Source organism: Streptococcus sp. KHUD_016 (assembly GCF_051106465.1).
Taxonomy (GTDB): domain Bacteria; phylum Bacillota; class Bacilli; order Lactobacillales; family Streptococcaceae; genus Streptococcus.
Window position 1 is genome coordinate 1,066,384 of record NZ_CP193663.1, and the last position, 25,824, is coordinate 1,092,207.

At 39.9% G+C, this 25,824-nt stretch carries 25 protein-coding genes and 3 pseudogenes; 9 read left to right on the forward strand and 19 right to left on the reverse strand.

The window, feature by feature from the left end; genetic code table 11:
- Positions 1-65 precede the first annotated feature (65 nt).
- A complete protein-coding gene (locus tag ACORHV_RS04970; RefSeq protein ID WP_434397622.1) occupies positions 66-1,736 on the reverse strand; it encodes a formate--tetrahydrofolate ligase in 1,671 nt (556 codons plus the stop codon).
- Between the two features lie 228 nt (positions 1,737-1,964).
- On the opposite strand from ACORHV_RS04970, the gene coaB reads away from it, so the two are divergent.
- From coaB to ACORHV_RS04985, 3 genes are read left to right on the forward strand one after another with little or no spacing between them, the layout of a single operon-like run.
- On the forward strand, positions 1,965-2,654 hold the full coding sequence (gene coaB, locus ACORHV_RS04975; RefSeq protein WP_434397624.1) for a phosphopantothenate--cysteine ligase: 690 nt from the start codon (positions 1,965-1,967) through the stop codon (positions 2,652-2,654).
- A gap of 11 nt (positions 2,655-2,665) precedes the next feature.
- Positions 2,666-3,217 (forward strand): phosphopantothenoylcysteine decarboxylase, encoded by a 552-nt coding sequence (coaC, locus tag ACORHV_RS04980; protein WP_001274049.1) that lies wholly within the window; start codon positions 2,666-2,668, stop codon positions 3,215-3,217.
- Positions 3,201-3,764 carry an ECF transporter S component gene (locus ACORHV_RS04985; protein ID WP_001042719.1) on the forward strand — a complete coding sequence of 188 codons (564 nt, stop codon included), beginning with the start codon at positions 3,201-3,203 and terminating at the stop codon, positions 3,762-3,764. The genes coaC and ACORHV_RS04985 overlap by 17 nt, the downstream gene beginning before the upstream one ends.
- Before the next feature lie 40 nt (positions 3,765-3,804).
- Here ACORHV_RS04985 and ACORHV_RS04990 read toward each other — a convergent pair whose 3' ends face one another.
- Complete coding sequence (locus ACORHV_RS04990; protein WP_000600206.1) at positions 3,805-4,164, reverse strand: hypothetical protein; 360 nt, start codon at positions 4,162-4,164, stop codon at positions 3,805-3,807.
- 135 nt (positions 4,165-4,299) lie between these two features.
- Between ACORHV_RS04990 and ACORHV_RS04995 the strand changes: the two genes are divergently transcribed.
- Positions 4,300-4,827, forward strand: a complete 528-nt coding sequence (locus ACORHV_RS04995) for an ECF transporter S component (protein WP_000354640.1) — start codon at positions 4,300-4,302, stop codon at positions 4,825-4,827.
- Positions 4,828-4,838: 11 nt separating this feature from the next.
- The gene (locus ACORHV_RS05000; protein ID WP_000159158.1) at positions 4,839-5,354 is read left to right on the forward strand and encodes a transcription repressor NadR; all 516 of its coding nucleotides are present in this window, start codon (positions 4,839-4,841) and stop codon (positions 5,352-5,354) included.
- On the opposite strand, the gene ACORHV_RS05005 is transcribed toward ACORHV_RS05000, so the two are convergent.
- The 11 genes and pseudogenes from ACORHV_RS05005 to uvrB form a co-directional block, all read right to left on the reverse strand.
- A complete protein-coding gene (locus tag ACORHV_RS05005; protein ID WP_000085295.1) occupies positions 5,351-5,818 on the reverse strand; it encodes an 8-oxo-dGTP diphosphatase in 468 nt (155 codons plus the stop codon). The genes ACORHV_RS05000 and ACORHV_RS05005 overlap by 4 nt on opposite strands.
- Before the next feature lie 23 nt (positions 5,819-5,841).
- Complete coding sequence (locus ACORHV_RS05010; protein WP_001106842.1) at positions 5,842-7,302, reverse strand: PIN-like domain-containing protein; 1,461 nt, start codon at positions 7,300-7,302, stop codon at positions 5,842-5,844.
- Positions 7,303-7,318: 16 nt separating this feature from the next.
- Positions 7,319-7,751: pseudogene (locus ACORHV_RS05015) on the reverse strand (UvrB/UvrC motif-containing protein); the annotation flags it as partial.
- A pseudogene (locus tag ACORHV_RS05020) lies at positions 7,740-7,964 on the reverse strand (NUDIX domain-containing protein); the annotation flags it as partial. The pseudogenes ACORHV_RS05020 and ACORHV_RS05015, both read right to left, overlap by 12 nt.
- Positions 7,965-7,987: 23 nt before the next feature.
- Positions 7,988-8,431 (reverse strand): annotated as a pseudogene (locus tag ACORHV_RS05025) (hypothetical protein).
- Positions 8,409-8,966, reverse strand: coding sequence for a hypothetical protein (locus ACORHV_RS05030; RefSeq protein ID WP_434397629.1), 558 nt, complete (start codon positions 8,964-8,966; stop codon positions 8,409-8,411). Before ACORHV_RS05030 ends, ACORHV_RS05025 begins: the two are co-directional and overlap by 23 nt.
- 495 nt (positions 8,967-9,461) lie before the next feature.
- Positions 9,462-9,965 carry a hypothetical protein gene (locus tag ACORHV_RS05035; protein WP_001049352.1) on the reverse strand — a complete coding sequence of 168 codons (504 nt, stop codon included), beginning with the start codon at positions 9,963-9,965 and terminating at the stop codon, positions 9,462-9,464.
- Positions 9,966-10,054: 89 nt separating this feature from the next.
- Positions 10,055-10,558 (reverse strand): GNAT family N-acetyltransferase, encoded by a 504-nt coding sequence (locus tag ACORHV_RS05040; protein ID WP_001054582.1) that lies wholly within the window; start codon positions 10,556-10,558, stop codon positions 10,055-10,057.
- Complete coding sequence (locus ACORHV_RS05045; protein WP_000262764.1) at positions 10,524-11,087, reverse strand: GNAT family N-acetyltransferase; 564 nt, start codon at positions 11,085-11,087, stop codon at positions 10,524-10,526. Before ACORHV_RS05045 ends, ACORHV_RS05040 begins: the two co-directional genes overlap by 35 nt.
- 8 nt (positions 11,088-11,095) lie before the next feature.
- Positions 11,096-11,722, reverse strand: coding sequence for an NAD(P)H-dependent oxidoreductase (locus tag ACORHV_RS05050; RefSeq protein ID WP_000699273.1), 627 nt, complete (start codon positions 11,720-11,722; stop codon positions 11,096-11,098).
- Between the two features lie 15 nt (positions 11,723-11,737).
- Positions 11,738-13,726 (reverse strand): excinuclease ABC subunit UvrB, encoded by a 1,989-nt coding sequence (gene uvrB, locus ACORHV_RS05055; protein ID WP_000610416.1) that lies wholly within the window; start codon positions 13,724-13,726, stop codon positions 11,738-11,740.
- A gap of 180 nt (positions 13,727-13,906) precedes the next feature.
- Here uvrB and ACORHV_RS05060 point away from each other — a divergent pair, with 180 nt between their 5' ends.
- The 3 genes from ACORHV_RS05060 (at position 13,907) to zwf (ending at position 18,449) form a co-directional block, all read left to right on the forward strand.
- Positions 13,907-16,072, forward strand: coding sequence for an ABC transporter substrate-binding protein/permease (locus ACORHV_RS05060; RefSeq protein WP_000726959.1), 2,166 nt, complete (start codon positions 13,907-13,909; stop codon positions 16,070-16,072).
- On the forward strand, positions 16,072-16,812 hold the full coding sequence (locus tag ACORHV_RS05065; RefSeq protein ID WP_001096337.1) for an amino acid ABC transporter ATP-binding protein: 741 nt from the start codon (positions 16,072-16,074) through the stop codon (positions 16,810-16,812). Before ACORHV_RS05060 ends, ACORHV_RS05065 begins: the two co-directional genes overlap by 1 nt.
- A gap of 149 nt (positions 16,813-16,961) precedes the next feature.
- Positions 16,962-18,449, forward strand: a complete 1,488-nt coding sequence (gene zwf / locus ACORHV_RS05070; protein ID WP_434397634.1) for a glucose-6-phosphate dehydrogenase — start codon at positions 16,962-16,964, stop codon at positions 18,447-18,449.
- Positions 18,450-18,493: 44 nt separating this feature from the next.
- Here the strand turns inward: zwf and ftsY are convergent, their stop codons facing one another.
- Genes ftsY through ACORHV_RS05085 form a run of 3 tightly spaced genes read right to left on the reverse strand, consistent with a single transcriptional unit; the run spans position 18,494 to position 21,414 of the window.
- Positions 18,494-19,801, reverse strand: coding sequence for a signal recognition particle-docking protein FtsY (ftsY, locus tag ACORHV_RS05075; RefSeq protein WP_434397636.1), 1,308 nt, complete (start codon positions 19,799-19,801; stop codon positions 18,494-18,496).
- Positions 19,802-19,804: 3 nt separating this feature from the next.
- The gene (locus ACORHV_RS05080; protein ID WP_434397638.1) at positions 19,805-20,623 is read right to left on the reverse strand and encodes a Cof-type HAD-IIB family hydrolase; all 819 of its coding nucleotides are present in this window, start codon (positions 20,621-20,623) and stop codon (positions 19,805-19,807) included.
- Positions 20,623-21,414: a Cof-type HAD-IIB family hydrolase gene (locus ACORHV_RS05085; RefSeq protein WP_434397640.1), complete on the reverse strand. Its 792-nt coding sequence runs from the start codon at positions 21,412-21,414 to the stop codon at positions 20,623-20,625. Before ACORHV_RS05085 ends, ACORHV_RS05080 begins: the two co-directional genes overlap by 1 nt.
- A gap of 217 nt (positions 21,415-21,631) precedes the next feature.
- Between ACORHV_RS05085 and ACORHV_RS05090 the strand changes: the two genes are divergently transcribed.
- Complete coding sequence (locus tag ACORHV_RS05090) at positions 21,632-22,327, forward strand: VIT1/CCC1 transporter family protein (RefSeq protein WP_434397642.1); 696 nt, start codon at positions 21,632-21,634, stop codon at positions 22,325-22,327.
- Positions 22,328-22,366: 39 nt separating this feature from the next.
- Here ACORHV_RS05090 and ACORHV_RS05095 read toward each other — a convergent pair whose 3' ends face one another.
- From ACORHV_RS05095 to ACORHV_RS05105, 3 genes are all read right to left on the reverse strand, one after another.
- Positions 22,367-24,355, reverse strand: a complete 1,989-nt coding sequence (locus ACORHV_RS05095) for an FtsX-like permease family protein (RefSeq protein WP_434397644.1) — start codon at positions 24,353-24,355, stop codon at positions 22,367-22,369.
- A 1-nt stretch (position 24,356) separates the two neighbouring features.
- Positions 24,357-25,115 carry an ABC transporter ATP-binding protein gene (locus tag ACORHV_RS05100; RefSeq protein WP_000173369.1) on the reverse strand — a complete coding sequence of 253 codons (759 nt, stop codon included), beginning with the start codon at positions 25,113-25,115 and terminating at the stop codon, positions 24,357-24,359.
- Between the two features lie 380 nt (positions 25,116-25,495).
- Positions 25,496-25,768: a PspC domain-containing protein gene (locus ACORHV_RS05105; protein WP_434397647.1), complete on the reverse strand. Its 273-nt coding sequence runs from the start codon at positions 25,766-25,768 to the stop codon at positions 25,496-25,498.
- Between the last annotated feature and the right edge of the window lie 56 nt (positions 25,769-25,824).

The following is a 25,824-nucleotide window of genomic DNA, read 5'->3' on the forward strand; positions in this document are numbered from 1 at the left end:
TTAAAGCTAGATAAAAAAATGAGCTTGGATATTATTTCCAAACTCATTTTAATTCAATTAAACTATTAGAACAATCCTAGAACAGTTCCGTCGCTTTCAACATCCATATTAAGAGCGGCTGGTCGTTTTGGAAGGCCTGGCATGGTCATGACATCACCAGTTAGGGCAACAATAAAGCCTGCCCCTAATTTTGGTACCAATTCACGAATGGTAATTTCAAAGTTTTCTGGTGCTCCAAGTGCATTTGGATTGTCTGAGAAACTGTACTGAGTTTTAGCCATACAGATTGGCAATTTGTCCCATCCGTTTTGAACGATTTGAGCGATTTGTGTTTGAGCTTTCTTCTCAAAGTTCACTTTGCTACCACGATAGATTTCAGTAACAATCTTTTCAATCTTTTCTTGGACAGAAAGGTCATTGTCATAAAGACGAGTGTAGTTGGCTGGATTTTCAGAGATTGTCTTGACAAGTGTTTCGGCAAGTGTTACACCACCTTCTGCGCCATCAGCCCAGACACTAGCCAATTCTACTGGTACATCGATTGAGGCACAAAGTTCCTTCAAGGCTGCGATTTCAGCCTCTGTATCAGAAACAAATTCATTGATAGCTACAACTGCTGGAATACCGAACTTACGGATGTTCTCAACGTGGCGTTTCAAGTTAGCAAAACCTGCACGAACTGCTTCTACATTTTCCTCTGTAAGAGCGTCCTTAGCTACACCACCATTCATCTTAAGGGCACGGAGAGTTGCGACGATGACAACAGCATCTGGAGATGCTGGCAAGTTTGGTGTCTTAATGTCAAGGAATTTCTCAGCACCAAGGTCCGCACCAAAACCAGCTTCAGTAACAGTATAATCAGCCAAGTGAAGGGCTGTGCTTGTTGCCAAAACAGAGTTACATCCATGAGCGATATTGGCAAATGGACCACCGTGTACAAAGGCAGGTGTACCGTAAATTGTCTGAACCAAGTTCGGTTTGATAGCATCTTTCAAAATCAATGCTAATGCTCCCTCAATCTGTAAATCACCAACAGTAACTGGTGTACGGTCATAGCGATAGCCAATAACGATATTCGCCAAACGACGTTTCAAATCTTCAATATCGGTCGCCAAGCAAAGAATGGCCATGATTTCAGAAGCTACGGTAATGTCAAAGCCATCCTCACGAGGAATACCATTTAGAGGACCGCCAAGACCAACGGTAACATGGCGAAGGGCGCGGTCATTCAAGTCCACCACACGTTTCCAAAGGATTCGACGTTGGTCAATTCCCAGCTCATTTCCTTGATGCAAGTGATTGTCAATTAAAGCAGAAAGAGCATTGTTGGCAGTTGTAATGGCATGCATATCCCCGGTAAAGTGAAGGTTGATGTCTTCCATTGGCAACACTTGGGCATAACCACCACCGGCTGCACCGCCCTTAATCCCCATTACTGGACCAAGAGACGGTTCGCGGATAGCAATCATGGTTTTCTTGCCAATCTTGTTCAAGGCATCCGCAAGACCAATGGTAATAGTTGATTTTCCTTCACCTGCTGGTGTTGGATTGATGGCAGTAACCAAGATCAATTTCCCAACTGGATTGCTCTCAACTGCACGAATTTTATCAAAGCTGAGTTTAGCCTTATACTTCCCGTACAATTCCAAATCGTCGTAAGAAATACCAAGTTTCTCAACAACATCAACGATTGGTTTCAACTCAATACTCTGTGCGATTTCAATATCTGTTTTCATTCAAAACTCCTCTAACCTCTAATGTGATAATTCATTATATCACAAAACAAGATTTTTAACATCCATAAACTCTCTAAACGTTCGTAAATATCCTGAATTTCAAGATTTTTAGAGCCCTTTGAAAAATTTTATATGGCTTTATAGTTATAAACTATAGTGTAGCTTTGTTTTAGCAAAATTTTATCGCTTTCATTTTACTTACTGTTTATTTTTGTGTACAATAGTGCTATGAAAATTTTAGTCACATCGGGCGGTACCAGTGAAGCTATTGATAGTGTCCGCTCTATTACTAACCATTCTACAGGTCGCTTGGGGAAAATCATCACAGAAACCTTGCTTGCTGCGGGGCATGAAGTTTGTTTAATAACGACAAAACGAGCTCTGAAGCCAGAAGCTCATCCCAACCTAAGCATTCGAGAAATTGATAATACCAACGACCTTCTAGTTGTGATGCAAGAACTTGTTAAGGAATATCAGGTCTTAATCCACTCAATGGCTGTGTCTGACTACACTCCTGTTTATATGACGGGACTTGAGGAAGTTCAGGCTAGCTCTAATTTAGAAGAATTTTTAAGCAAGCAGAATCATCAAGCTAAGATTTCTTCAACTGATGAGGTTCAGGTCTTATTCCTAAAGAAAACACCTAAAATCATATCTCTGGTCAAAGAATGGAATCCTGCCATTCATCTGATTGGGTTTAAATTGCTGGTTGATGTCTCTGAGGATTATCTCATTGAGATCGCACGAAAGAGTCTTGTCAAGAACCAGGCTGACTTAATCATAGCGAATGATCTTACTCAAATCTCAGCATATCAGCATCGGGCAATCTTTGTTGAAAAAGATCGTCTTCAAACCGTTCAAACCAAAGAGGAAATTGCAAACCTCCTCCTTGAGAAAATTCATACATACGATTCATAGAAAGGAAAGCCATGGCAAACATTCTCATCGCAGTGACAGGTTCCATAGCCTCCTATAAAGCAGCTGATTTAGTCAGTTCTTTGAAAAAACATGGCCATGATGTCACTGTCTTAATGACAGAGGCGGCAAGAGAGTTTATCCAGCCTTTGACACTACAGGTACTCTCACAGAATCCAGTTCACCTTGATGTCATGCAGGAACCCTACCCTGATCAAGTCAATCATATCGAAAGAGGAAAAGAAACAGACCTTTTTATCGTTGTCCCTGCTACTGCTAATACCATTGCCAAACTTGCGCATGGTTTTGCGGATAACATGGTGACCAGTACGGCTCTTGCCCTACCAAGTCACATCCCTAAACTCTTAGCTCCAGCCATGAATACAAAGATGTATGACCATCCTGCAACTCAGGCTAATCTAAAAACATTAGAGACCTATGGTTATCAGATTATCTCCCCAAAAGAATCTTTACTAGCCTGTGGCGATCACGGCAAAGGCGCCCTAGCTGACCTGAATACTATATTAGAAAGAATAAAGGAAACCCTCGATGAACAAACGCTCTAACATTGCCCCAATTGCTATCTTTTTTGCAGTTATGCTCGTTATCCACTTTTTGAGCTCTCTCCTATTTAATCTTTTCCCATTTCCAATTAAACCAACTATCGTTCATATTCCAGTAATCATTGCTAGTATCATTTACGGCCCACGAGTTGGTGTTACACTTGGTTTCTTGATGGGACTGCTAAGCTTAACGGTAAACACGATTACCATCCTTCCAACCAGCTACCTCTTTTCTCCATTCGTACCGAACGGAAACATCTATTCTGCGATTATCGCTATTGTCCCTCGCATTTTGATCGGTCTGACACCTTACTTGGTCTATAAACTGATGAAAAATAAAACTGGGCTAATCCTAGCTGGTGCCCTTGGTTCCCTTACCAACACCGTCTTTGTCCTCGGGGGAATCTTCTTCCTTTTTGGAAATGTCTTCGATGGCAATATCCAAAAACTCCTGGCAACCGTTATTTCAACCAACTCAATTGCCGAGCTTGTCATCTCTGCCGTTCTAACAGTAGCAATTGTCCCCCGTCTCGAAACTCTGAAGAAATAAAAAACAACTCCACTTTCGTCCTGAAGGTGGAGTTTAGCATTTAAAACATAAGAAATATCAATAGAATGTGAAAGCCAAAGAGCAGGAGCTGATACGAAAGAGGTGTAGGTTGCTGACTTTTTTGGCTATCCAAGTATAGAGTTAGAGATAGTAAAACCAAACCAAATGCAATCACCAATCTGACGAAATGAGCAATTTCGAGTATTGCTGCCATCAAAAGAAAACCTAATAAAGGAAGGCTAAAAAGTGAAACAGCCAGACTGCTTGCTAATAGAGAGAGTAGCGACAGGACCAATAAACTATAAACTAGGAAACGAGTCCAACCTGAGACTACTTTCCCTTCACTTTTCTGTTTTGACATCATCACGATTACCACAATTAGGTAAACAAAAAGTATCATCACAATTTCTCCTCAGCTCCTATTATTCTTTACCACATTTTAACCAAATTTTCCTGAAAAATCAATAATACTTCTTGACTTGATTGGTGATTTATTGTACTATACTTGTGTATATACAGATAAATGGAGGTTCTTATGGATATACGGAAAAAAACGCAGTTTATGACTATGACTGCCCTACTCACTGCAATAGCGATTTTGATTCCAATCATTATGCCTTTTAAAATCGTTATCCCACCGGCTTCTTACACCTTGGGAAGTCATATCCCCATCTTTATCGCCATGTTTCTTTCGCCTTTGATGGCTGCTTTTGTGATTATTGCTTCTAGTCTCGGTTTCCTGATGGCAGGCTACCCTATGGTTATTGTCCTACGCGCCTTTTCTCACATCGTTTTTGGTACTTTGGGGGCTTTGTACTTAAAGAAATTCCCTGAAACCTTGGATAAACCAAAGGCATCTTGGATTTTTAACTTTGTTTTGGGTGTTGTTCATGCTATCGCTGAAGTAATAGCTTGTATCATCTTCTATGCTACTTCAGGGACAAATGTTGAAAATATGTTTTATGTTCTCTTTGTCCTAGTTGGTTTTGGCACAATCATCCATAGTATGGTAGACTATACATTAGCACTAGCTGTCTATAAAGTGCTTCGAAAACGTCGCTAAAAGGAAAAACTATGACAAAGGATCGCAAACAAGCTCTTCTCAAACTGTTAAAAGAGGCGCCAAAAGCTCTCAATGGTCAAACCTTGGCTGAACACTTTCATGTTACGCGCCAAGTCATTGTACAGGACATCGCTATTCTCCGAGCAGATGGAGCTCCTATCCTATCCACCAATCGTGGCTATATCTACAAGGAAAATGATGCCAGCCCCTACGTCCACAAACTCTTTAAAGTGAAACATGAACTGGAAGAAATCGGGCAGGAACTTCTAGCTATTGTAGATAATGGCGGACGCGTTCAAAATATCTTAATCGATCATCCCGTTTATGGCGAAATTGAAACCCTACTTAAACTCACTTGCCGCCGAGATGTCCAGCACTTTCTGGAACAAGTCGAGAATTCAGACTTTAGACCCCTTTCTGAATTGACAGACGGCATTCATTACCACCTTGTTGAAGCCGAGACACAACAAGACCTCCACTATATCGAGGAGGCCTTGGATCAGTTGGGTTATTTGGTAAAAGACTAGAAAATTTCTTTCTCCCAGCCGTCCTCTGTACGGTGGCGATAGAAGAACTCTGACTTGTCAGGTGCTTCCATCATTTCCATCAAAGGCAACATATCATAGGCCAGTTCCAAGTTTGGAATCTGGTCTTTTTGCACCCAACATACTTCTCCTTCTTCTGAAGATTGGAGATTTCCAGTAAACTCTGTCGCTTTATAGCAAACGACGATGTAGCGCCCACCTGTATCTAAGGGCCAGTTTTTAATGCCGACCAGTTGGGGATTTTGAATGGTCAAGCCAGTTTCTTCGTATATTTCACGAATGACAGACTCGGCAAAGGCCTCGCCATTCTCAACATGTCCTCCTGGAAAGGCATAGCCAGACCAGCGATTGTTTTCGGGTGAACGATACTGCATCACCACGCGCTGGGTTTCGAGGTCTTCAATCAGACAGATGTTGGTTAAAATAGTTGCTTGGGCACGGGACATAGATTTACTCGCTTTCTAAATATTTAAATATAGAAATCAATTATTTCTATATCATCAAAAGTGTCATAATCTAAGTCATAAATAAATGATATCTCAAAAGTACCATCTATTTCCGATGACTCATATTCAAATTCTGGATCTTCAGGTTCTTCGTAGAAAGGATTCTTGGTAACAATATTAAAGTCTATATTCACATCAATGCTTGCTATACACTTAATTTCATAAAAGTCATCTTCAAACGTGTATTTTTCAATCTCCACTTCTGTAATAGTTACGTATTCAAATTCTCCCCAACCTAAATCACCATACTTATTTTCAAAATCCATGTTTGGAAGTTCTGTTTTTAAGTATTCCTCTATTACATCACTAATTTCATAATCATTTTCTACAATTTTTAATAATTCAGAAATATCTGTGACTTTTCGCCTTTTAATTACGGAGGGTCTATTGTTTACTGATTGAGAAGATGCTCTCACAAAAGGTTTTACTACATCGTCGTTATTTAAAGAAGTAGATACTATTTTAGCAAAATCGAGTAATGTATCACTAATAGATTTAAATACTCGAGATGGTACTTCCTCTTGTGAGAAGTGTTTCATGAATTCCAGTTCATCCATTAAATAAAAATCTGCCCCAGTCTCATTTTTCATTTCCTCTATAAGTTCAATTCTTGGACCGATAATCTGATATTTCTCCTTACCATTTCCATCTTTTCCAACACAAACTTTATGGTTTAAATCGGTTTTACTATCCCGTTTACCATCAGAGGTCACAAAAATTACATTTTTGATTTTATCTTCCTTTGCTTTGATAATTATATCCTTCCAAATAATTAAATCTCCAAACTTCTGTTGGTACTTTATACCATTATAACTTCTTGATAATTTTTTATTAGCATCATTAAAACCAGGTGGTATCTCATTTTTATATCTTTCATCTCCTTCCTTTTCAATATTTATAATCGTATTTTGTTCATATCGCTCTCCTGTTTTACTTTGTATAATTTCAACCAATGCATTAAAAATATTAGTTTGGTTCTTACTTATTGAGGAAATCTTCTCAACTAATTTATTTTCTATATCAAGTTCTTTTGAGTTCAGTAAATCTGACAAATAAGTGATCAATTCTTTATTATCTTTATCATTTCTATACGAAAGACCTGAAAATAGTGTTTTTGCTGCTTCCGACTTCACTTTATTCCAATTCTTGCTAAAATTATTTTTAAATTTTGTTACGTTGACTTCATTTAATAATAACGCTTCAGATTTATGAAAGTGAAATTCTAAAGCTACAAGATATGGAATATAAATTTTATCTTGAATACTTTGAATTATCTCAAAATATTCTTTTGATGCTTCTGGTGTAAATCTAAATACATTAAGCAATGAGTTGGTATCAAACACAATAATTGTATTCTCACTTGTCATATTTTCTTTATTAAATGGTTCTCTGTAAAAACCATAAAATTCTTCTTTATAGTTCATCTTTTTCCTTTCTTTCCTACCCCAACGTTCTCACTTTGAGCATCATATCACGGATCTGAGCTGCTAGTTCAAAGTCAAGTACTTCGACGGCTTCTTGCATTTGTTTTTCGAGTTTTTTGACGAGTTCTTTGCGTTCTTGTTTATTGAGGCTATTGATATCGACTTCCTTGTCCTCTTCCTTGGCAACTGCCTTGGTTACAGCGATTAGATCACGGATTTCTTTTGAATTTTCCGACGGCGGACCGTTTCATCGATGGCACTTTGCATAGACTGAGTCATCGTGTCCGCATTCATGATAACATGTCCTTCGCTATTACGGGCCGCACGACCAATGGTCTGGATGAGACCGCGTTCGTTACGAAGGAAACTTTCCTTGTCAGCATCTAGAATAGCACCAATCTCACTTCGGGAACGTCAATCCCTTCACGGAGCAGGTTAATACCGACCAGTTGGGGATTCTGAATCGTTAGACCAGTTTCTTCATAAATCTCACGAATGACAGACTCAGCAAAGGCCTCGCCATTCTCAACATGTCCTCCTGGAAAGGCATAGCCAGACCAGCGATTGTTTTCGAGTGAACGATACTGCATCACCACGCGCTGGGTTTCGAGGTCTTCAATCAGACAGATATTGGTTAAAATAGTTGCTTGGGCACGGGACATAGATTTGCTCGCTTTCTAAGTTATTAAAATGTATCTTCGTTGTATTTTACTTCTGACTTCATGATAAAGGGATTGATCAATTCATGATGGTCATAAGTAGTACGGGCCAAAAAACCTCTAGCAATGATGATTTCCTTATCTTCTATGCGATAGTCTATATTGATAGGGACGGCTGGATCCGAGATAACTGATAAAACAAAGAAAGCTGCAAACCAAAGGTAAAATGTCACCAATCCACTAAATATTTGAAAAATAAGGTGATACCATTGAAAATCTCTTGTTCTATAAAAGATTCTCCAGGGGTGGATTAGGAAGGTCAAACAAAGAATGAAAAACCAACTATTCTACAAAACTGGCGTAAAGGATAGGCCAAAAACCAACAACACCAAATGAAGAACCACAAAGGTCAGCAAAGCCAAATAGAGTGTTTTAAATGAAAATAACCTAGTTCGATTTTCTTTTGTCATGATTATTCCTCTTTTTGTCCTTATATTTCAAAATCACCATCAATATCGCTGGAATGATGAAAAAGATTAGATAGGTAGCAATTGGAAGCCAGATGTAGCGATAATCGGTAGATAATAGGGAAGGAATTTTTTTAACATTTCTCCCTTTCACCCCAACAAGTAAGTGGAGGAGAAAAATAGGTCCGTTTATGAATAGAAAAGTTTTTAAAAATCCTTGTACTGAAGCCTTATTGCTAAAACCATCTCTAAAAATACCTTGATAAAGTGTGTGCACCAAAAAGACAAAATTCATAATAATTGGCAAGACATAGGACATTTCTTGATATGGTTTCGGGATAAGTGACGTCCCGAACAATACATACATGATACCAAAAATAGATAATAATATTATACCACCATCCATAAAAGAAGAAATCTTTGAATGTCTTTCTATCCACAAGTGGACGTGAGCTATCAAAGAATACTTTTTCTGGATTTTTCTCATTTGTCTGTTCTGTTGTTTGATCTTCTTTGGTTTCTTAATCTTTCGTTCCATTTGCGCCTCCTTCTTCTCTTTTCTATCCGTATAATCAAAAGCAGAATGCCCAGCCCCAAGAAAAAGAAAAATAGATAACTTACAATAGGAACCCAGACATAGGCTGGATCCATAGAAATTATGGGAGGGAAATTCGTTGACTTACGACGTCCTAGCCAATTCAGACCTACCAAGAGATGAAAGGGAAAAAGAAGACCATTGAACCCAATAAATCCCCATGAAAAGTAACGCCATTTCTGAAGTTTATCACTACTAAAACGAAAGACAAGGAAATAGGTTGATAAGATCAGAAGGATAAGATTGAAGCTTAAGGGGGAAAGATAGTTTATGTTCGGTAATAGGTAACTAATGTAAGAGGCGGCAAGAAATGATACAAACATAGATCCAAATAATACACTCGTATCCAAAAGTTGACCAATCCTTCTGTGCCTTTCCATCCAAAGAAAAATCCTCTTAGTCCAAGAAGGCTTTTCTTTTGTCTTGTACTTCATTTGCCTACTCATCTTCATTTTCATCTACTCCTTTTTTTGAGCCTTTAGAGAGAAAGAAGATTGCCAAAGTTAACATCAAGACTAGAAGGTAGATGACAATAGGAAACCAGATATAGGATGACTCCAGTGAAAACAAAGGTGACAGAACGACTCTTCCTCTTTTTCTCACACCAATCAGTTGAAAAATGAAGCTAAGGATATTGATATAAATAAAGGGTTCACAAAATCTTTTAAGAGTCCTTTCTTTTTCAGTTTTCACTGACAAAAAGAGAGCATAAAACCTATTACCCAAGATAAAAAGATTCAATTGCAAGGGAAATAAAAGCTCTCTGTACCGAAAATCAGCTGGAATGCTTTTGTTCTGTGATGTTGTAAATTCTATAACTAGGAACAAGATGATATAAAAGATAATATCAAGCATAAATTTGATAAATCGATGACCTTGTAACCAAAAACGAACAGAATCTAAGCTCGATGACTTCTTATAATTCTTCTCTTTCAAATTCATAATAACTTCTTTCTATTTAAAATATCTGCTAAAACGTGATTTTTTGTTCATTGAGTAATCTGAAAACAAAATCGCAATTCTACCAGTATTTAAGTCTCAGATTTTGAGGATTTCTTACGTACCATTCTAATTTCAGTGATAGGTTTTCCAAGGTCAAGTATTTTTTCTTGCCCATCAAAAGTAAAACCCATTTTTTGATAGAATGCAATGGCTCGCTTATTCCCTTTTAATACCCATAAAAATATTTCAGAGAACTGTTCAAGAGTCGTCAGAGCTTCCTTCATTAACTTCTGAGAAATACCTTTTCCATAATAGTCTTTTAAAACATATAAGGTAATAATTTCACCAGCTTGAATAGTCTCATCACGAAAGTTTCCATAACTGATAAAACCAACTACCTTCATGCCATCTATCGCAATCAATGTATTTTTAGGATATTTTTGACTAAAGAATCGACATCTTTCTAATGTCATCGTCTCCTGAAATTCTGCAGGTAAAAGATCATCATAAGCCTCTCTCCACGTTTGCCAATGAACGAAGGATTTACCTTCTATCTCTTCAGGAGTTTCCATTTGTTTGATAGTTAGGTTCATTTATTTTACTCCATTCTTCTCTCAGAATACCATATTTAATACTATCAAAATATTTGCCTTGGTAATAACGAACTTTTGGAATATGAGCTTCTTTTTTCATTCTTAATTTTTCAGCAAGTTTTACCATACCAAGATTTCCTGACCAAGTTGTCAAACCAAGATGCTCCAACACCAAGTAATCCTTAAATGTCCGATCTATCCATTGTAGCATAGCAGCTTTTCCAATGCCAGAGTTCCAAAATTTGTTATCATAAATACAAATCCCCAATTCCATCCATCTTGTTTGTTTACATACCCAGTAGCGCGAAACAGTCCCAACTAATTTATCATCAACAAAAATACCAAGGCGATTTGAGTTGTTTAGAGTAGATTCTGATTTTTGTAGTTTAAATTCTTGAAAATTAGGAAAATGCTGATAATCGTCATAATAGGGAGCATCATACTGCTTCCAAATTGGATTAGATTGTGAATAAGCAATTTCCCACAAAGACACCAAATCTTCTTCATTTAGTTTTCTTAAATAAACCATACTTTTTCCTAATCCAACGCCTTGACTTCATCAGCTACTTTTTGTAGATATTTTTGTCTTGTAGAATTTGTATTCACCTCACGCCCTAACTCACCCAAAATTGAAACTTTCTTTGTTTTAATACCGCAGTGATTTAGGACAGCATTCTTTAATACTGATATTCCATAACTGTCTGGGATATTGATAGGACCTGAAAATACTTTGTACCACCATGTTGGTGCCATGGATGTTGCGTAAATACTAGCTGTTTTTCCTTTTAGTAACTTTTTAAACTGCTGACCCCTTAAGTAGTTTAAAATAAAACTTCCTTGATTATTGGCAGAGTACGCAATTCCTGGCGTGAAAACACGATCAATCCAACCCTTCAATAAACTAGGCATACTACTCCACCAAATTGGATAAACAAAAATGAAATGATCTGCCCACTGAATTAATTCCTGAGAGCGAAGTATGAAGGGGTCCTCTTCCATCCGTTTTCGATAACCATAACGTAATACAGGATCAAAATCTATCTCATTTAGGTTAATAGATTCAAGCTCATGATGATTTGAGTCAATATTTTCTACAATCGTTTGAAAAATTTCTTGACAGAAACTTCCCTTGTCATGATGTCCATTGATGACTAAAATTTTCATTCGTTTTCTCCTTCACTACCCCAACGCCTTCACTTCCAGCATCATATCGCGGATCTGAGCAGCCAGTTCAAAGTCAAGCACTTCGACGGCTTCTTGCATTTGTTTTTCGAGTTTCTTGACGAGTTCCTTACGTTCTTGTTTGTTGAGGCTATTGATATCGACTTCCTTGTCCTCTTCCTTAGCAACTGCCTTAGTTACAGCAATCAGGTCACGGATTTCTTTCTTGATTGTCTGAGGTACGATACCATGCTCTTCATTATAAGACATCTGGATTTTCCGACGACGAGCCGTTTCATCAATAGCACGTTGCATAGACTGGGTCACCGTGTCTGCATACATGATGACATGCCCTTCGCTATTGCGAGCAGCACGTCCAATGGTCTGAATCAATCCACGTTCGTTACGAAGGAAACCTTCCTTGTCAGCATCTAGAATAGCAACCAAGCTTACCTCAGGAACGTCAATCCCTTCGCGGAGCAGATTGATTCCGACCAAAACATCAAAAACACCCAAACGTAGGTCACGGATAATCTCCGTCCGCTCCAAGGTTTTGATATCCGAGTGCATATACTTGACCTTGATGCCCATTTCTTTGAAGTAGTCGGTCAAGTCTTCTGCCATCTTCTTGGTCAAGGTTGTGATAAAGGTTCGTTCATTCTTTTCAACACGGGCATTGATTTCACCTAGGAGGTCATCAATCTGTCCCATAGTTGGACGGACTTCCACTTCAGGATCCAAGAGCCCTGTTGGACGAATGATTTGCTCGATCACTGTCTCGGTCTGTTCATTTTCATAGTCACCTGGTGTCGCTGAAACGTATACAATCTGATGCACATGACTCTCAAACTCCTCCCGACGGAGAGGACGATTATCTAAGGCAGACGGCAAACGGAAACCATAATTGACCAACATTTCCTTACGAGAACGGTCTCCATTGTACATGCCCTTTATTTGCCCCATAGTCATGTGACTTTCATCAATCATAATCAAGAAATCATCTGGGAAGAAGTCAAGAAGCGTATAAGGAGGCTCTCCTTCGCTACGACCATCCATGTGGCGGGAGTAGTTTTCGACACCGTTGGTATAACCCATCTCACGCAGCATTTCGATATCGTACTCTGTCCGCTGTTTCAAACGCTGAGCTTCTAGCAGTTTGCCTTCCTTTTCAAAGACAGCCAACTGCTCCTCCAACTCTGCCTGAATTTTCACAATCGCAACTTCCATGTGGTCGTCATTGGTCACAAAGTGAGTGGCAGGGAAAATCGCCAAATGATCCACTTCACCCAATACCTGACCTGTCAAAGCCTCAACCTCACGGATACGGTCAATCTCATCACCGAAAAACTCTACTCGAAAAGCGTGTTCATCACGAGAAGCTGGGAAAATCTCCACCACATCCCCGCGAACGCGAAATCTTCCCCGTTGGAAATCAATATCATTGCGTTCAAACTGAATATCAACCAAGTCATTCAAGAGTTTATCACGAGAAATCTCCAGACCTGGACGAAGACTAACAACACTATCAGAATATTCCTTGGGCGAACCCAAACCATAGATACAAGAGACAGAAGCTACGACGATGACATCGTTACGCTCCAGAAGAGCTGAAGTCGCTGAGTGTCGAAGCTTGTCAATCTCATCATTGACCGAGCTATCCTTCTCAATATAGGTATCGCTCGAAGGGACATAGGCCTCTGGTTGATAATAATCATAGTAGGATACGAAGTACTCGACTGCATTTTCAGGGAAAAATTCCTTGAACTCTCCATAGAGCTGCCCAGCTAGCGTTTTGTTATGGGCAATGACCAAAGTTGGTTTATTAACTTTGGAAATGACCTGACTCATGGTATAGGTCTTCCCTGTACCCGTCGCCCCCATCAAAATTTGGGCCTTCTCTCCACCTTCGATATTGTCAACCAACTGCTCAATCGCTTGGGGTTGATCTCCTGAAGGTTGGTATTTTGATACTAGTTTAAATTTATTATCTGTAATTCTATTAATCATGATTGCCTCATCTGCATTTTTCTATCCTTCTATTTTACCATAAATTTACTTTTCAGACTCTACTCTAGGTTGATAAGAGTGAGTATTTCATGTTACATTTCCTTACATAAAATCCATAAAATTTGCCTTTTCATTCATTTTCTGATATAATGGGAAAATATTCGGAAAAGGAGACTAAAAATGAAGAAAAAAATACTAGCATGTTTGCTCATTTTATTTCCCATTTTCTCACTAGGTATGGCAAAAGCTGATACTGTTAAGATTGTGTCTGATACAGCTTACGCACCTTTTGAGTTTAAAGATTCAGATCAAACCTATAAAGGGATTGATGTTGATATTATCAATAAAGTCGCAGAAATCAAAGGATGGAACATCCAAATGTCTTATCCCGGCTTTGACGCAGCTGTAAATGCAGTGCAGTCAGGTCAAGCAGATGCTATTATGGCAGGTATGACAAAAACAAAAGAACGCGAAAATGTCTTTACCATGTCTGATACCTATTATGATACAAAAGTTGTCATTGCTACCACAAAGGCAAATAAAATCACCAAATATGAGGAACTTAGCGGGAAAACAGTTGGAGTTAAGAACGGAACTGCCGCTCAACGTTTCCTCGAAAGTATCAAAGATAAATACGGTTTCTCTATCAAAACCTTTGATACAGGTGATTTGATGAATAACAGTCTAAGTGCTGGTGCTGTGAACGCCATCATGGATGATAAACCTGTTATTGAGTATGCGATTAACCAAGGACAAGATCTCAGCATCAATATGGATGGCGAGGCTGTTGGAAGCTTTGCTTTTGGTGTCAAGAAAGGGAGCAAGTATGAACACTTGGTTACCGAGTTTAACGAAGCCCTAGCACAAATGAAGAAGGATGGTAGCTTGGAGCAAATCATCCAAAAGTGGACGGCTTCTAAAACTACGGCAAGCCCAACAATAACTACTGCTGCTGGACAAAAAGCTACTCCTGTGAAAAGCAAGTATATTATTGCCAGCGACTCATCTTTCGCCCCATTCGTCTTTCAAAATTCAAGCAATCAATACACCGGTATTGATATGGATCTTATCAAGGCCATTGCCAAAGATCAAGGTTTTGAAATTGAGATTACCAATCCAGGATTTGATGCAGCCATTAGTGCTGTTCAAGCTGGACAAGCAGATGGTATCATTGCTGGTATGTCTGTAACAGATGCTCGTAAGGAAACCTTCGACTTCTCAGAATCATACTACACAGCAAATACGATTCTCGGTGTGAAAGAATCAAGCACAATTGCTTCTTATGAAGACCTCAAGGATAAAACTGTCGGTGTTAAAAACGGAACTGCTTCTCAAACGTTCCTTACTGAAAATCAAAGCAAATACGGCTATAAGATTAAAACCTTTGCAGATGGCGCTTCTATGTATGACAGTCTGAATACTGGATCTATTGATGCCGTGATGGATGATGAGCCAGTTCTCAAATATTCTATCAGCCAAGGGCAAAAATTGAAAACGCCAATCGCTGGAACTCCAATCGGTGAAACAGCCTTTGCGGTTAAAAAAGGAACAAATCCAGAATTGATCCAGATGTTCAATAATGGACTTGCGAACCTCAAAGCTAACGGTGAATTCCAAAAGATTCTTGACAAGTATCTAGCTAGCGAAACTTCAACTGACTCTACAAGTACAGTTGACGAAACTACTATCTGGGGCTTGCTTCAAAACAACTACAAACAACTCCTTAGTGGACTTGGAATCACTCTTGCTCTAGCTCTTATCTCATTTGCAATTGCCATTGTCATCGGGATTATCTTTGGTATGTTTAGCGTTAGCCCATACAAATCACTTCGTCTGATCTCTGAGATTTTCGTTGACGTTATCCGTGGTATCCCATTGATGATTCTTGCAGCCTTCATCTTCTGGGGTATTCCAAACTTCATCGAGTCCATTACAGGCCAACAAAGTCCAATCAATGACTTTGTAGCTGGTACTATCGCCCTCTCACTCAATGCAGCTGCTTATATCGCTGAAATTGTTCGTGGTGGGATCCAAGCTGTTCCAGTTGGCCAAATGGAGGCCAGCCGCAGTCTTGGTATCTCTTACGGAAAAACCATGCGTAAGATTATCTTGCCACAAGCAACTAAATTGATGTTGCCAAACTTTGTCAACCAATTCGTTATCGCTCTCAAAGATACAACCATCGTCTCTGCTATCGGTTTGGTGGAACTTTTCCAAACTGGTAAGATCATCATCGCCCGTAACTACCAAAGTTTCAAGATGTATGCAATCCTTGCTATCTTCTATCTTGTAATTATCACGCTTTTGACTAGACTAGCGAAACGCTTAGAAAAGAGGATTCGTTAATGGCAAAACTAAAAATTGATGTAAATGATTTGCATAAGTATTATGGAAAAAACGAAGTTTTAAAAGGGATTACGACTAAGTTCTATGAAGGAGATGTTGTCTGTATCATCGGTCCTTCCGGTTCTGGTAAATCCACATTCCTCCGTAGCCTTAACCTTCTTGAGGAGGTAACGAGTGGCCACATCACAGTAAATGGTTATGATCTGACTGAAAAATCAACCAATGTCGACCATGTTCGTGAAAACGTGGGAATGGTCTTCCAACATTTCAACCTCTTCCCTCACATGTCAGTCCTAGAAAATATCACTTTTGCACCTATTGAACACAAACGAATGACCAAAGAAGAAGCTGAGAAATTGGGGATGGAGTTGCTGGAGAAAGTCGGTCTTGCAGACAAAGCTAATGCTAACCCAGATAGCCTATCAGGTGGTCAAAAACAGCGTGTAGCTATCGCTCGTGGACTTGCCATGAATCCTGATATCATGCTCTTTGATGAGCCAACTTCCGCTCTGGACCCTGAAATGGTTGGAGATGTACTGAATGTTATGAAGGAATTGGCGGAACAAGGCATGACCATGATCATCGTAACCCATGAGATGGGATTTGCTCGTCAGGTGGCTAACCGTGTTATCTTTACGGCTGATGGTGAATTTTTAGAAGATGGAACTCCAGATCAAATCTTCGATAACCCGCAACACCCTCGTCTAAAAGAGTTCTTGGACAAGGTCTTAAATGTATAAAACAAAACTGTAAGGTTCTCCTTACAGTTTTTTAATTGCGTATTGGATTTTTTGTTTTTTTTGAAAATTATGATAAAATAAAAACTATGATAATGAGGAAATCTCATCCCTAGTCCAACTAGGAAAAAATATAGAAATTAGGTAGCTAGATGTCATCAAAGGTTATTGTTACAATTTTCGGTGCGAGTGGAGATTTAGCCAAACGCAAACTCTACCCTTCCCTTTTCAGACTCTATAAATCAGGCAATCTCTCTGAGCATTTTGCTGTTATCGGAACAGCTCGTAGACCTTGGAGTAAGGAATATTTTGAATCTGTAGTTGTAGAGTCCATCCTTGATTTGGCAGATAGTACCGAGCAAGCCCAAGAATTTGCCAGCCACTTCTACTATCAAAGCCATGATGTGAATGATACTGAACATTACATTGCTTTGCGCCAATTACAAGCTGAGCTGAATGAAAAATACCAAGCTGAACACAATAAGCTCTTCTTCTTGTCTATGGCGCCTCAGTTCTTTGGAACCATTGCCAAGCACCTCAAATCTGAAAACATTGTTGATGGCAAAGGTTTTGAGCGCTTGATCGTTGAGAAACCATTTGGTACAGACTACGAAACAGCTAGCATACTCAATGAAGATCTCCTTGCGGCCTTTGATGAGGAGCAAATCTACCGTATCGACCATTACCTAGGTAAAGAGATGATTCAGAGTATCTTTGCTGTTCGTTTTGCCAACATGATCTTTGAGAATGTTTGGAATCGCGAACACATCGATAATGTTCAGATTACCTTTGCAGAGCGCTTGGGTGTTGAAGAACGCGGTGGCTACTATGATCAATCTGGTGCCCTTCGTGATATGGTGCAAAACCATACTCTTCAACTCCTCTCTCTTCTAGCCATGGATAAACCAGCTAGCTTTACAAAGGATGAGATTCGCGCTGAAAAGATAAAGGTCTTTAAAAACCTCTATCATCCAACTGAGGAAGAATTGAAAGAACAGTTTATCCGTGGTCAGTACCGCTCTGGTAAAATCGATGGCATGAAATACATTTCCTATCGTAGCGAGCCAAATGTCGATCCTGAATCTACAACAGAAACCTTTGCCTCTGGTGCTTTCTTTGTAGACAGCGAACGTTTCCGTGGCGTTCCTTTCTTCTTCCGAACAGGGAAACGTCTGACTGAAAAAGGGACTCACGTTAATATCGTCTTTAAGCAAATGGACTCTATCTTTGGAGAACCATTAGCACCAAATATCTTGACCATCTATATCCAACCAACAGAGGGATTCTCTCTCAGCCTCAACGGTAAGGAAGTTGGAGAAGAGTTCAAACTTGCACCTAATTCGCTTGACTACAGAACTGATGCGACTGCAACAGGTGCTTCACCAGATCCTTATGAAAAGCTAATCTACGATGTATTGAATAACGATTCAACTAACTTTAGCCACTGGGATGAGGTAAGTGCTTCTTGGAAATTGATTGACCGTATCGAAAAGCTCTGGGCTCAAAATGAAGTTCCGCTCCACGACTACAAGTCCGGAAGCATGGGACCACAAGCAAGCTTTGACTTACTAGAGAAGTTTGGAGCAAAATGGACTTGGCAACCCGATATCGCCTATCGTGAAGATGGCCGTTTAGAATAGCAAAAATATCCTGCAAGATTGACTTGCAGGATATTTATTTTGTATTAAATCAAGCCTTCTAAGAGACCCTTCATAAAGTTTTCTGAGTTAAATTCCCCGATATCATCGATTTTTTCACCGAAACCAATCAATTTTACAGGGATATTGAGTTCTTCTCGAATAGCTAGTACAACACCACCACGGGCAGTTCCATCAATCTTGGTCAATACAATTCCTGTCACAGGGGTAATTTTCGAAAATTCTTTAGCCTGTACCAAGGCGTTTTGTCCAGTTGACGCATCGAGTGCTAGGAAGGTTTCATGTGGTGCTTCTGGAAGGACACGCTTGATGATGCGACCAATCTTTTCCAACTCTGCCATGAGGTTGTCCTTGTTTTGCAGACGACCTGCTGTATCAATCATGAGAATATCCATTCCTTCTGCTACGGCACGTTCCATCCCATCAAAGACCACACTTGCTGGATCCGCTTTTTCAGGCCCCGTTACAACAGGAACATCCACACGACGTCCCCATTCTGCTAGCTGGGCAACGGCACCAGCACGGAAGGTATCCGCAGCAACCAGCATAACTTTCTTACCAGCTTGTTTGTAGCGATGAGCTAATTTCCCAATAGAAGTTGTTTTCCCAACACCGTTAACACCAACAAAGAGCATAACTGTCAAACCATCTTGGAAATGGATTTGTTCATCGTAGTTGCCATCCTTTTCGTAGAGCTCAACCAATTTCTCGATAATGACACGGCGGAGTGAGTCAGGTTTCTTAGCATTTTCTAATTTGGCTTCATAGCGAAGCTCTTCTGTTAGGTTCGAAGCGACTTGCACACCGACGTCACTCATGATGAGCAGTTCTTCTAATTCCTCAAAAAAGTCTTCATCGACAGAACGGAAGTTGGCAAAGAAGGCATTCAAGCGTGCTCCGAATCCTGTACGCGTTTTCTTAAGACTGCGGTCATATTTTTCCTGAACCGTTTCTTCAACTTGTGGATATTCTTCTACTACTTCAGAAGCTAGATCTTCTTCGAACTCTACAATTTTTGGGTTCTCTTCTTCTAGAATTTCTTCCGACTCTTGGAATTGTTCCAATTCATCAGATTCTAGCTCAAGATCTTCTTGAGCCATTTCCTCGACTGCTTCTGGCTCAATCACTTCTTCTGTCGAGATCTGAGGAAGTTCTTCTTGAGCAAGTGTTTCTTCTACTTTTTCCCTTGCTGTCTCTTCCTGACTTGTTTCTTCGATTGCCGTTTGATTTTCTTCAACCTCTTCTGACAAATCAAGATTTTCCAGAGCTTCTTTTACAATATCTTCGATTTTCGGCTCTTCTTTTTTCCCGAATAAACGGTCAAATAATCCCATATTCTAATTCTCCTTTAGCACGTATTCTTCGATAGCCCAAGCAACGGCTTCCTCGTCGTTGGTCATGGGGGTAATGACATTGGCAACTTCTTTAACTGCAGGAACTGCATTTTGCATGGCAACTCCCAGACCTGCCCACTCTATCATAGAAAGGTCATTGGCCTCGTCCCCACAAGCCATGACTTGACTTTGATCGATTCCTAGGTGTTTAATTAATTTCGCTAAGCCTGTTGCCTTGTGGACATTTTTCGGTGACCATTCCAATAAGAGTTCACGCGATTTGAAGATTTCATATTGGTCAAACAATTCTGGAGAAATCTGTTGAATCGCTGCATCCAAGGGTTCTTGGGCAAAGGCAGTCACGCATTTATTATACGTCATCTGACTAGATAGCTCTTCAAAAGCGACTGGCACGAAAGTCAGGGCTGGGTTAAACTTGGCATAGAGACTTTCTTGGTCCGACTGGATTTGGTAGACTGTTCCTTCTGAAATGGCATCTAACGGCAAACCTAGTTTTTCAGTTTCCTCGTACAAGCGTGCCACATCGTCGATTGAAAAGACTGTTTTATCGAGAATCTCTCCCGTATTTTTCTGAACAAGCCCTCCATTAAAAGTGATGGTATACTCGTCCTCCTGGCCGTCAGTCCCTAGCTCATGGAGAAAGAAATCCATAGCCTTCAAAGGACGCCCTGTTGTCAGTACGACCTTGATGCCACGATCACGCGCAGCTTTGAGGACCGCCTTGGTACGATCTGTTAGCTTCTTATCCGTTGTCAGCAAGGTGCCATCCAAGTCCAATGCAATCAATTTAATATCTGCCATTACAAGCCCTCCATATAAGCCATCACTGACTGATCCTTATGGTGGCCAATCACCGTCTCTGCTAATTCTAAAATCTCTGGTCGCGCGTTTTCAGGAGCGATTGGATGCCCGACGACCTGCATCATGTGAAGGTCATTGAGATTATCGCCAAAAGCCATGACCTGATCCATGCTAAGCCCCAGTTTTTTGGCTAGCTCAACAATAGCCACTCCTTTATCGACATAGTCCAAGACAATATCGATGGATTCAAAACCTGTTGTCATGGCTTTCACACCAGGAACATTTTCGTTGACCCAGGCCTCACCAGCTTCTATCGTATCTTCTGTGAAGTTCGTGGTGAATTTAAAAATCTCATCCGTGATAGCTTCCAGACTCGCTACTTTTTGAATGTTCTCATTGTAGTGACTACTTAACTTTAGATAGGTTTCATCCACTGTTTCCAATACATAACAAGCTTTTTTCCCTGTCAGAAGCATTTTTCTTTCATCAAAATAGGGTGATTTCTTTAAAGCTTCAAAAGTACTCAAGTAAAAGTCGCGAGACATAGTTGCCTCGTACATATCCTCGCCATGAAACTCAACATAACTCCCATTTTCAGCTATAAAAATCACTTCGTCACGCACATCCGCAAATAGCTTTTTCAAAGACAAGATACCGCGACCCGAGGCCACCGCAAAATAAATCCCCTTTTCCTTGTAGGAAACAAGTACGTTTTTGAGGCGTTCCATATCAAACCGACCCTCTCCGTCTAGAAAGGTTCCATCCATATCGGTTGCTACAAGTTTAATCATAAAATCCTTCATACTCCAATTGATAAATCTACCTTCTATTATACCATAGATAAGCTAAAAAAGGACTTGTACAGTAGGATTGGCAACTGTATTGCCGTGCTTTTTCGGTAAAGTCGAAAAGGGCTTAAAAATTAGAATCGTAGAACTTTTTTCAGATAGTTTAAAAAGTTTGTATTCCCCTACCCTTTTCTCTATAATGGAGAGAAAGGAGATGACTATGACAGAAATAAAACATGAAATTGATGCTAACTTTGCAGGCCGACTCAATATCCTACGCGCAGGTGTTCTAGGAGCCAATGATGGAATTATTTCCATTGCTGGAGTCGTTATCGGTGTTGCCAGTGCGACAAGCAATATCTGGATTATCTTTTTATCAGGATTGGCCGCTATCCTTGCTGGTGCTTTTTCTATGGCAGGCGGCGAATATGTCTCTGTATCCACTCAGAAAGATACGGAAGAAGCCGCTGTCGCTAGAGAGCAATTACTCTTGAATAAGGACATCGAATCTGCAAAACAATCCCTCTATGCTGCTTACCTTCAAAATGGTGAGTGTGAAACGTCCGCCCAACTTTTGACCAACAAGGCCTTTTTAAAAAATCCACTCAAAGCCTTGGTAGAAGAAAAGTATGGAATCGAGTACGAAGAGTTTACCAATCCTTGGCATGCTGCTATTTCTAGCTTTATCGCCTTTGTACTGGGTAGCCTTCCGCCTATGCTTTCAATCACTGTCTTTCCAAGTGACTATCGCATTCCTGCTACTGTCTTTATCGTGGCCCTTTCCCTTCTCGTCACTGGCTATACCAGTGCTAAACTGGGCAAGGCACCTACGAAAACAGCTATGATCCGTAACCTCTGTATCGGACTTCTAACCATGGCAGTGACTTACCTGTTTGGACAACTCTTCAGCATTTAAGATAAAAGAAATACCTCGATAAACATCGAGGTATCTTTTTTACATTTGCACAATCTTGCGATAGCTTCTTGAGGTAATCATAAAGATTAAGACATAGACAATGAGGAAGATAGCACAGATGGATAAAGTGACAGTCAACATCATGGTCGCATCTAGCACCCCAATTACTTTTAGGATGAGGCTAAGCATATGATAGGCAAAGGCAAGGTGTAGGAAGGCAAAGAGCAATGGGAGGAAGAAAACAGTTAGGACCTGTTTATTGATGGTTTGCTTGATTTGCTTTTGATCGAGACCGACTTTTTGCAAAATGATAAAGCGTTCACGATCTTCATAGCCTTCAGAGATTTGTTTGTAGTAGATGACAAGAACCGTTCCCACCATAAAGATGATAGAGAGGAAGATACCGATGAAGAAAACTCCACCAAAGAGAGCACTCATCTGCGCACTACTATCAGCCAGATTGCTTCCGTAAACATAGCTTCCTTCTTTGTTTAGTTCTCTATTAAAGTTGTTAACGAATTTTGAATAGTCATCTGCAATTTTAAGCTGCTCTTCCTCACTAGCCGTTACATTCATACCACCATAGTATTGATTAAAGATGGAAGAATTAGGATGCTGGTCAAGAAAGGCTTTCAAGTCAGGAACAACCAAATAGTTATAATCCGAAGTTAGAATATTGTACTGATTTGGGACATGTTCAAGAATAAAATCTTTTTTGATTTCTTCTTTGATCGTGTAGGTCTGGTCATTCAGAGTCAGTTCTTTTTGACCTTGAAGTTGCTTGTTTTGAGCAAACAATCCAACTTCCTTACCTGAAAGTGCAAGTTTCTGTCCTGTCATATTCTCATAGTCTTTTTGGTCAAAGACCATAAAAATAGTTTTCGGTTGAACACGATTTTGACCTTTCTCAAAAATTGTCAATTTCGTACCTTCTTGATTTGCCACACCAAAGTTACTGTATGTAAGGACTTCTTTCTTTGTGACAGTCAATCCTTTTTCACTAGCATACTGGCTCAAGAGTTTTTCGATATCTTCTTTTTCAACATTCTGTCCTGTAATCCCAAAATCATGTGGATTCATGACCTTCTTGAAGTTTTCTGATGCCTTAAAGATACTTGTTGCAGCAGACATAGTCACTAAGACCATGGTTGAGAGAATAGCAATCGTCGCCAGACCAACCGCATTTTTCTTCATACGGAAAATGAGATTGGATACGGAAATCATGTTGTTGGGTTGGTAATAATAACGCTTGTTTTTCTTTAAGATTTGTAAGAAAACTGTAATCCCTGCATTGAAGAGAAGATAAGTTCCCAAAATTACTAACAAAACTGCTACGAAGAAAATCAGAACAGCAGAAAGTGGGTTTTCGACTGTTACTGCTAGATAGTAACCCGCTCCCAAACTAATCAGACCTAGAATGGTTTGGGAACCTAAGAAACGTCCTTTTTTCTCACCACTGGCTTTTTCACGAGAGAGCTGAAGGGCATTCATGCGTGCGATGCGAAAGGCATTGATAAAAATTAGACCTAGGAAGATAGCTCCAAAGACAATGAGAACTAGGATGAAGACAATTGGTTGGAAAGTCGAAACGAGCTCCACTTTCATTTTCATCAGCTTCAGAAGAAGGGCAAAGATTAGCTTATCAAAGAGAGCTCCTAGGCCGAGACCAGCTGTCAAGGTTAAGGAACCAAAAATAAGAAGCTCCTTAAAAACCATACTGATCAAATGGCGCTTTTCAAGCCCCAGCATACCATATACACCCAGCTCCTTGGAGCGGTTCTTCATGACAAAACTATTGGCATAAAGTACAATAATTCCAGAAGCGATGGTAACAACTACCATACCGAGAGCCAAGGTCATAGAGATAGTTTCTCCCCCTCGGATCTTGCCAATATTAGGGTTAAGTGACAGTGAGTAAAAGAGATAGGTGATGGTCACTGCTAAGAGAACAGCTAAAGCAAAGGGATAGTAGAGTTTGCGGTTTTTGATTAAGTTGGATACCGCTAACTTATTGGTTAATCGGAACATACTAATTCACCTCGCTTGCCATAACAGTCAAAGTATCAGAGATTTCCTGGAACATCTGACGCTCTGTCTTGTCTCCGCGGTAGATTTGGTTGTAAAGAATGCCGTCTTTGATAAAGAGAACGCGCTTGGCCCTGCTGGCTGCTGCCGTTGAGTGAGTTACCATCAGAATGGTTTGGCCGCGTTCATTGATTTCATCAAAAACATCGAGTAATGCTGCAGATGACTTGGAGTCAAGAGCTCCTGTTGGCTCATCCGCAAGGAGAATTTCAGGTTCTGTGATGATGGCGCGTGCTACTGCTACCCGCTGCTTTTGACCACCTGATATCTCGTAAGGGTACTTCTCTTGCAATTGGTTGATACCTAGATTCTCAGCAGTCACCACCAATTTTTTCATCATCTCCGTAATAGGTTTTCGTGATAGAACTAACGGAAGCAAGATATTATCCTTAACAGACAAGGTATCTAGCAAGTTAAAGTCTTGGAAGACAAATCCCAACTTCTCACGACGGAAACTCGAAGCCTGTGAATTTTTAATAGTGGCTGTGTCTGTTCCGTTTAGGTAAACCTGGCCTCGAGTTGGTTTATCCAGCATAGCTAGGATGTTGAGCAGGGTTGACTTTCCTGAACCAGACTCACCCATGATGGCAACGTAGTCACCCTTTTCTACGGTAAAGTGAATATCTTTGAGTGCTTCGACTTGGTTTCCTTGGAAACGTGTTTTGTAGATTTTTTGAACGTGTTTTACATCTAAAAGTGTCATGATTTTCTCCTTCTTAATATCCCATCATTTGAAACTGTGCTTGCATCATAGCGCATCCCAGTTGAACACGCTCGATATCTTTTTGACTTGGTTTTCTTGTTTTCTTTTGTAAAATTCTTTTCATGGTTTTGCTCCTTTATTCTTTATGAGTCTAGTTTATCGCAAAAAAAGATGGCTTGCCATAACCTAACCTTACAAAAGAGACTTTAATCTTACATTTTTGTAAGATTGAAGAATATCAAGCAATTTCGCTATCAATATTTTACCATAAAAGAAAGGCAAGAAGAAAACCCTTGCGGATGCAAGGGTTAGGATTCACTACTTTTTCTAATTTCTTCAAGAAACAAGGAAATCATCTATAAACTATTTCCAAATCCGACTCACCAAAACCGTCCATCATTGTCATAAATGGCCTCAGCATCCTTACGTTTGCGTGGTCCTGTTCCGTACATTTCGGCTTCTATGTCTTCCTTGGTTGGTAAGATAGAGGCAAGGATGATGTAAATAATCACACCAATTCCAAAATTTGCCACGGTAAAAATGGCGAAGAGAAAGCGGACTAGGGTTACATCAAAATTCCACTTGTCTGATAGACCAGCTAAAACTCCTGACACCATACGATTTCGTCTCATTTTATAAAATTTTGTATTCATGATTGTTTCCTCTTTCGGTATTCTTACAAGTAGTATAGCATGAAACAGGTTCACAA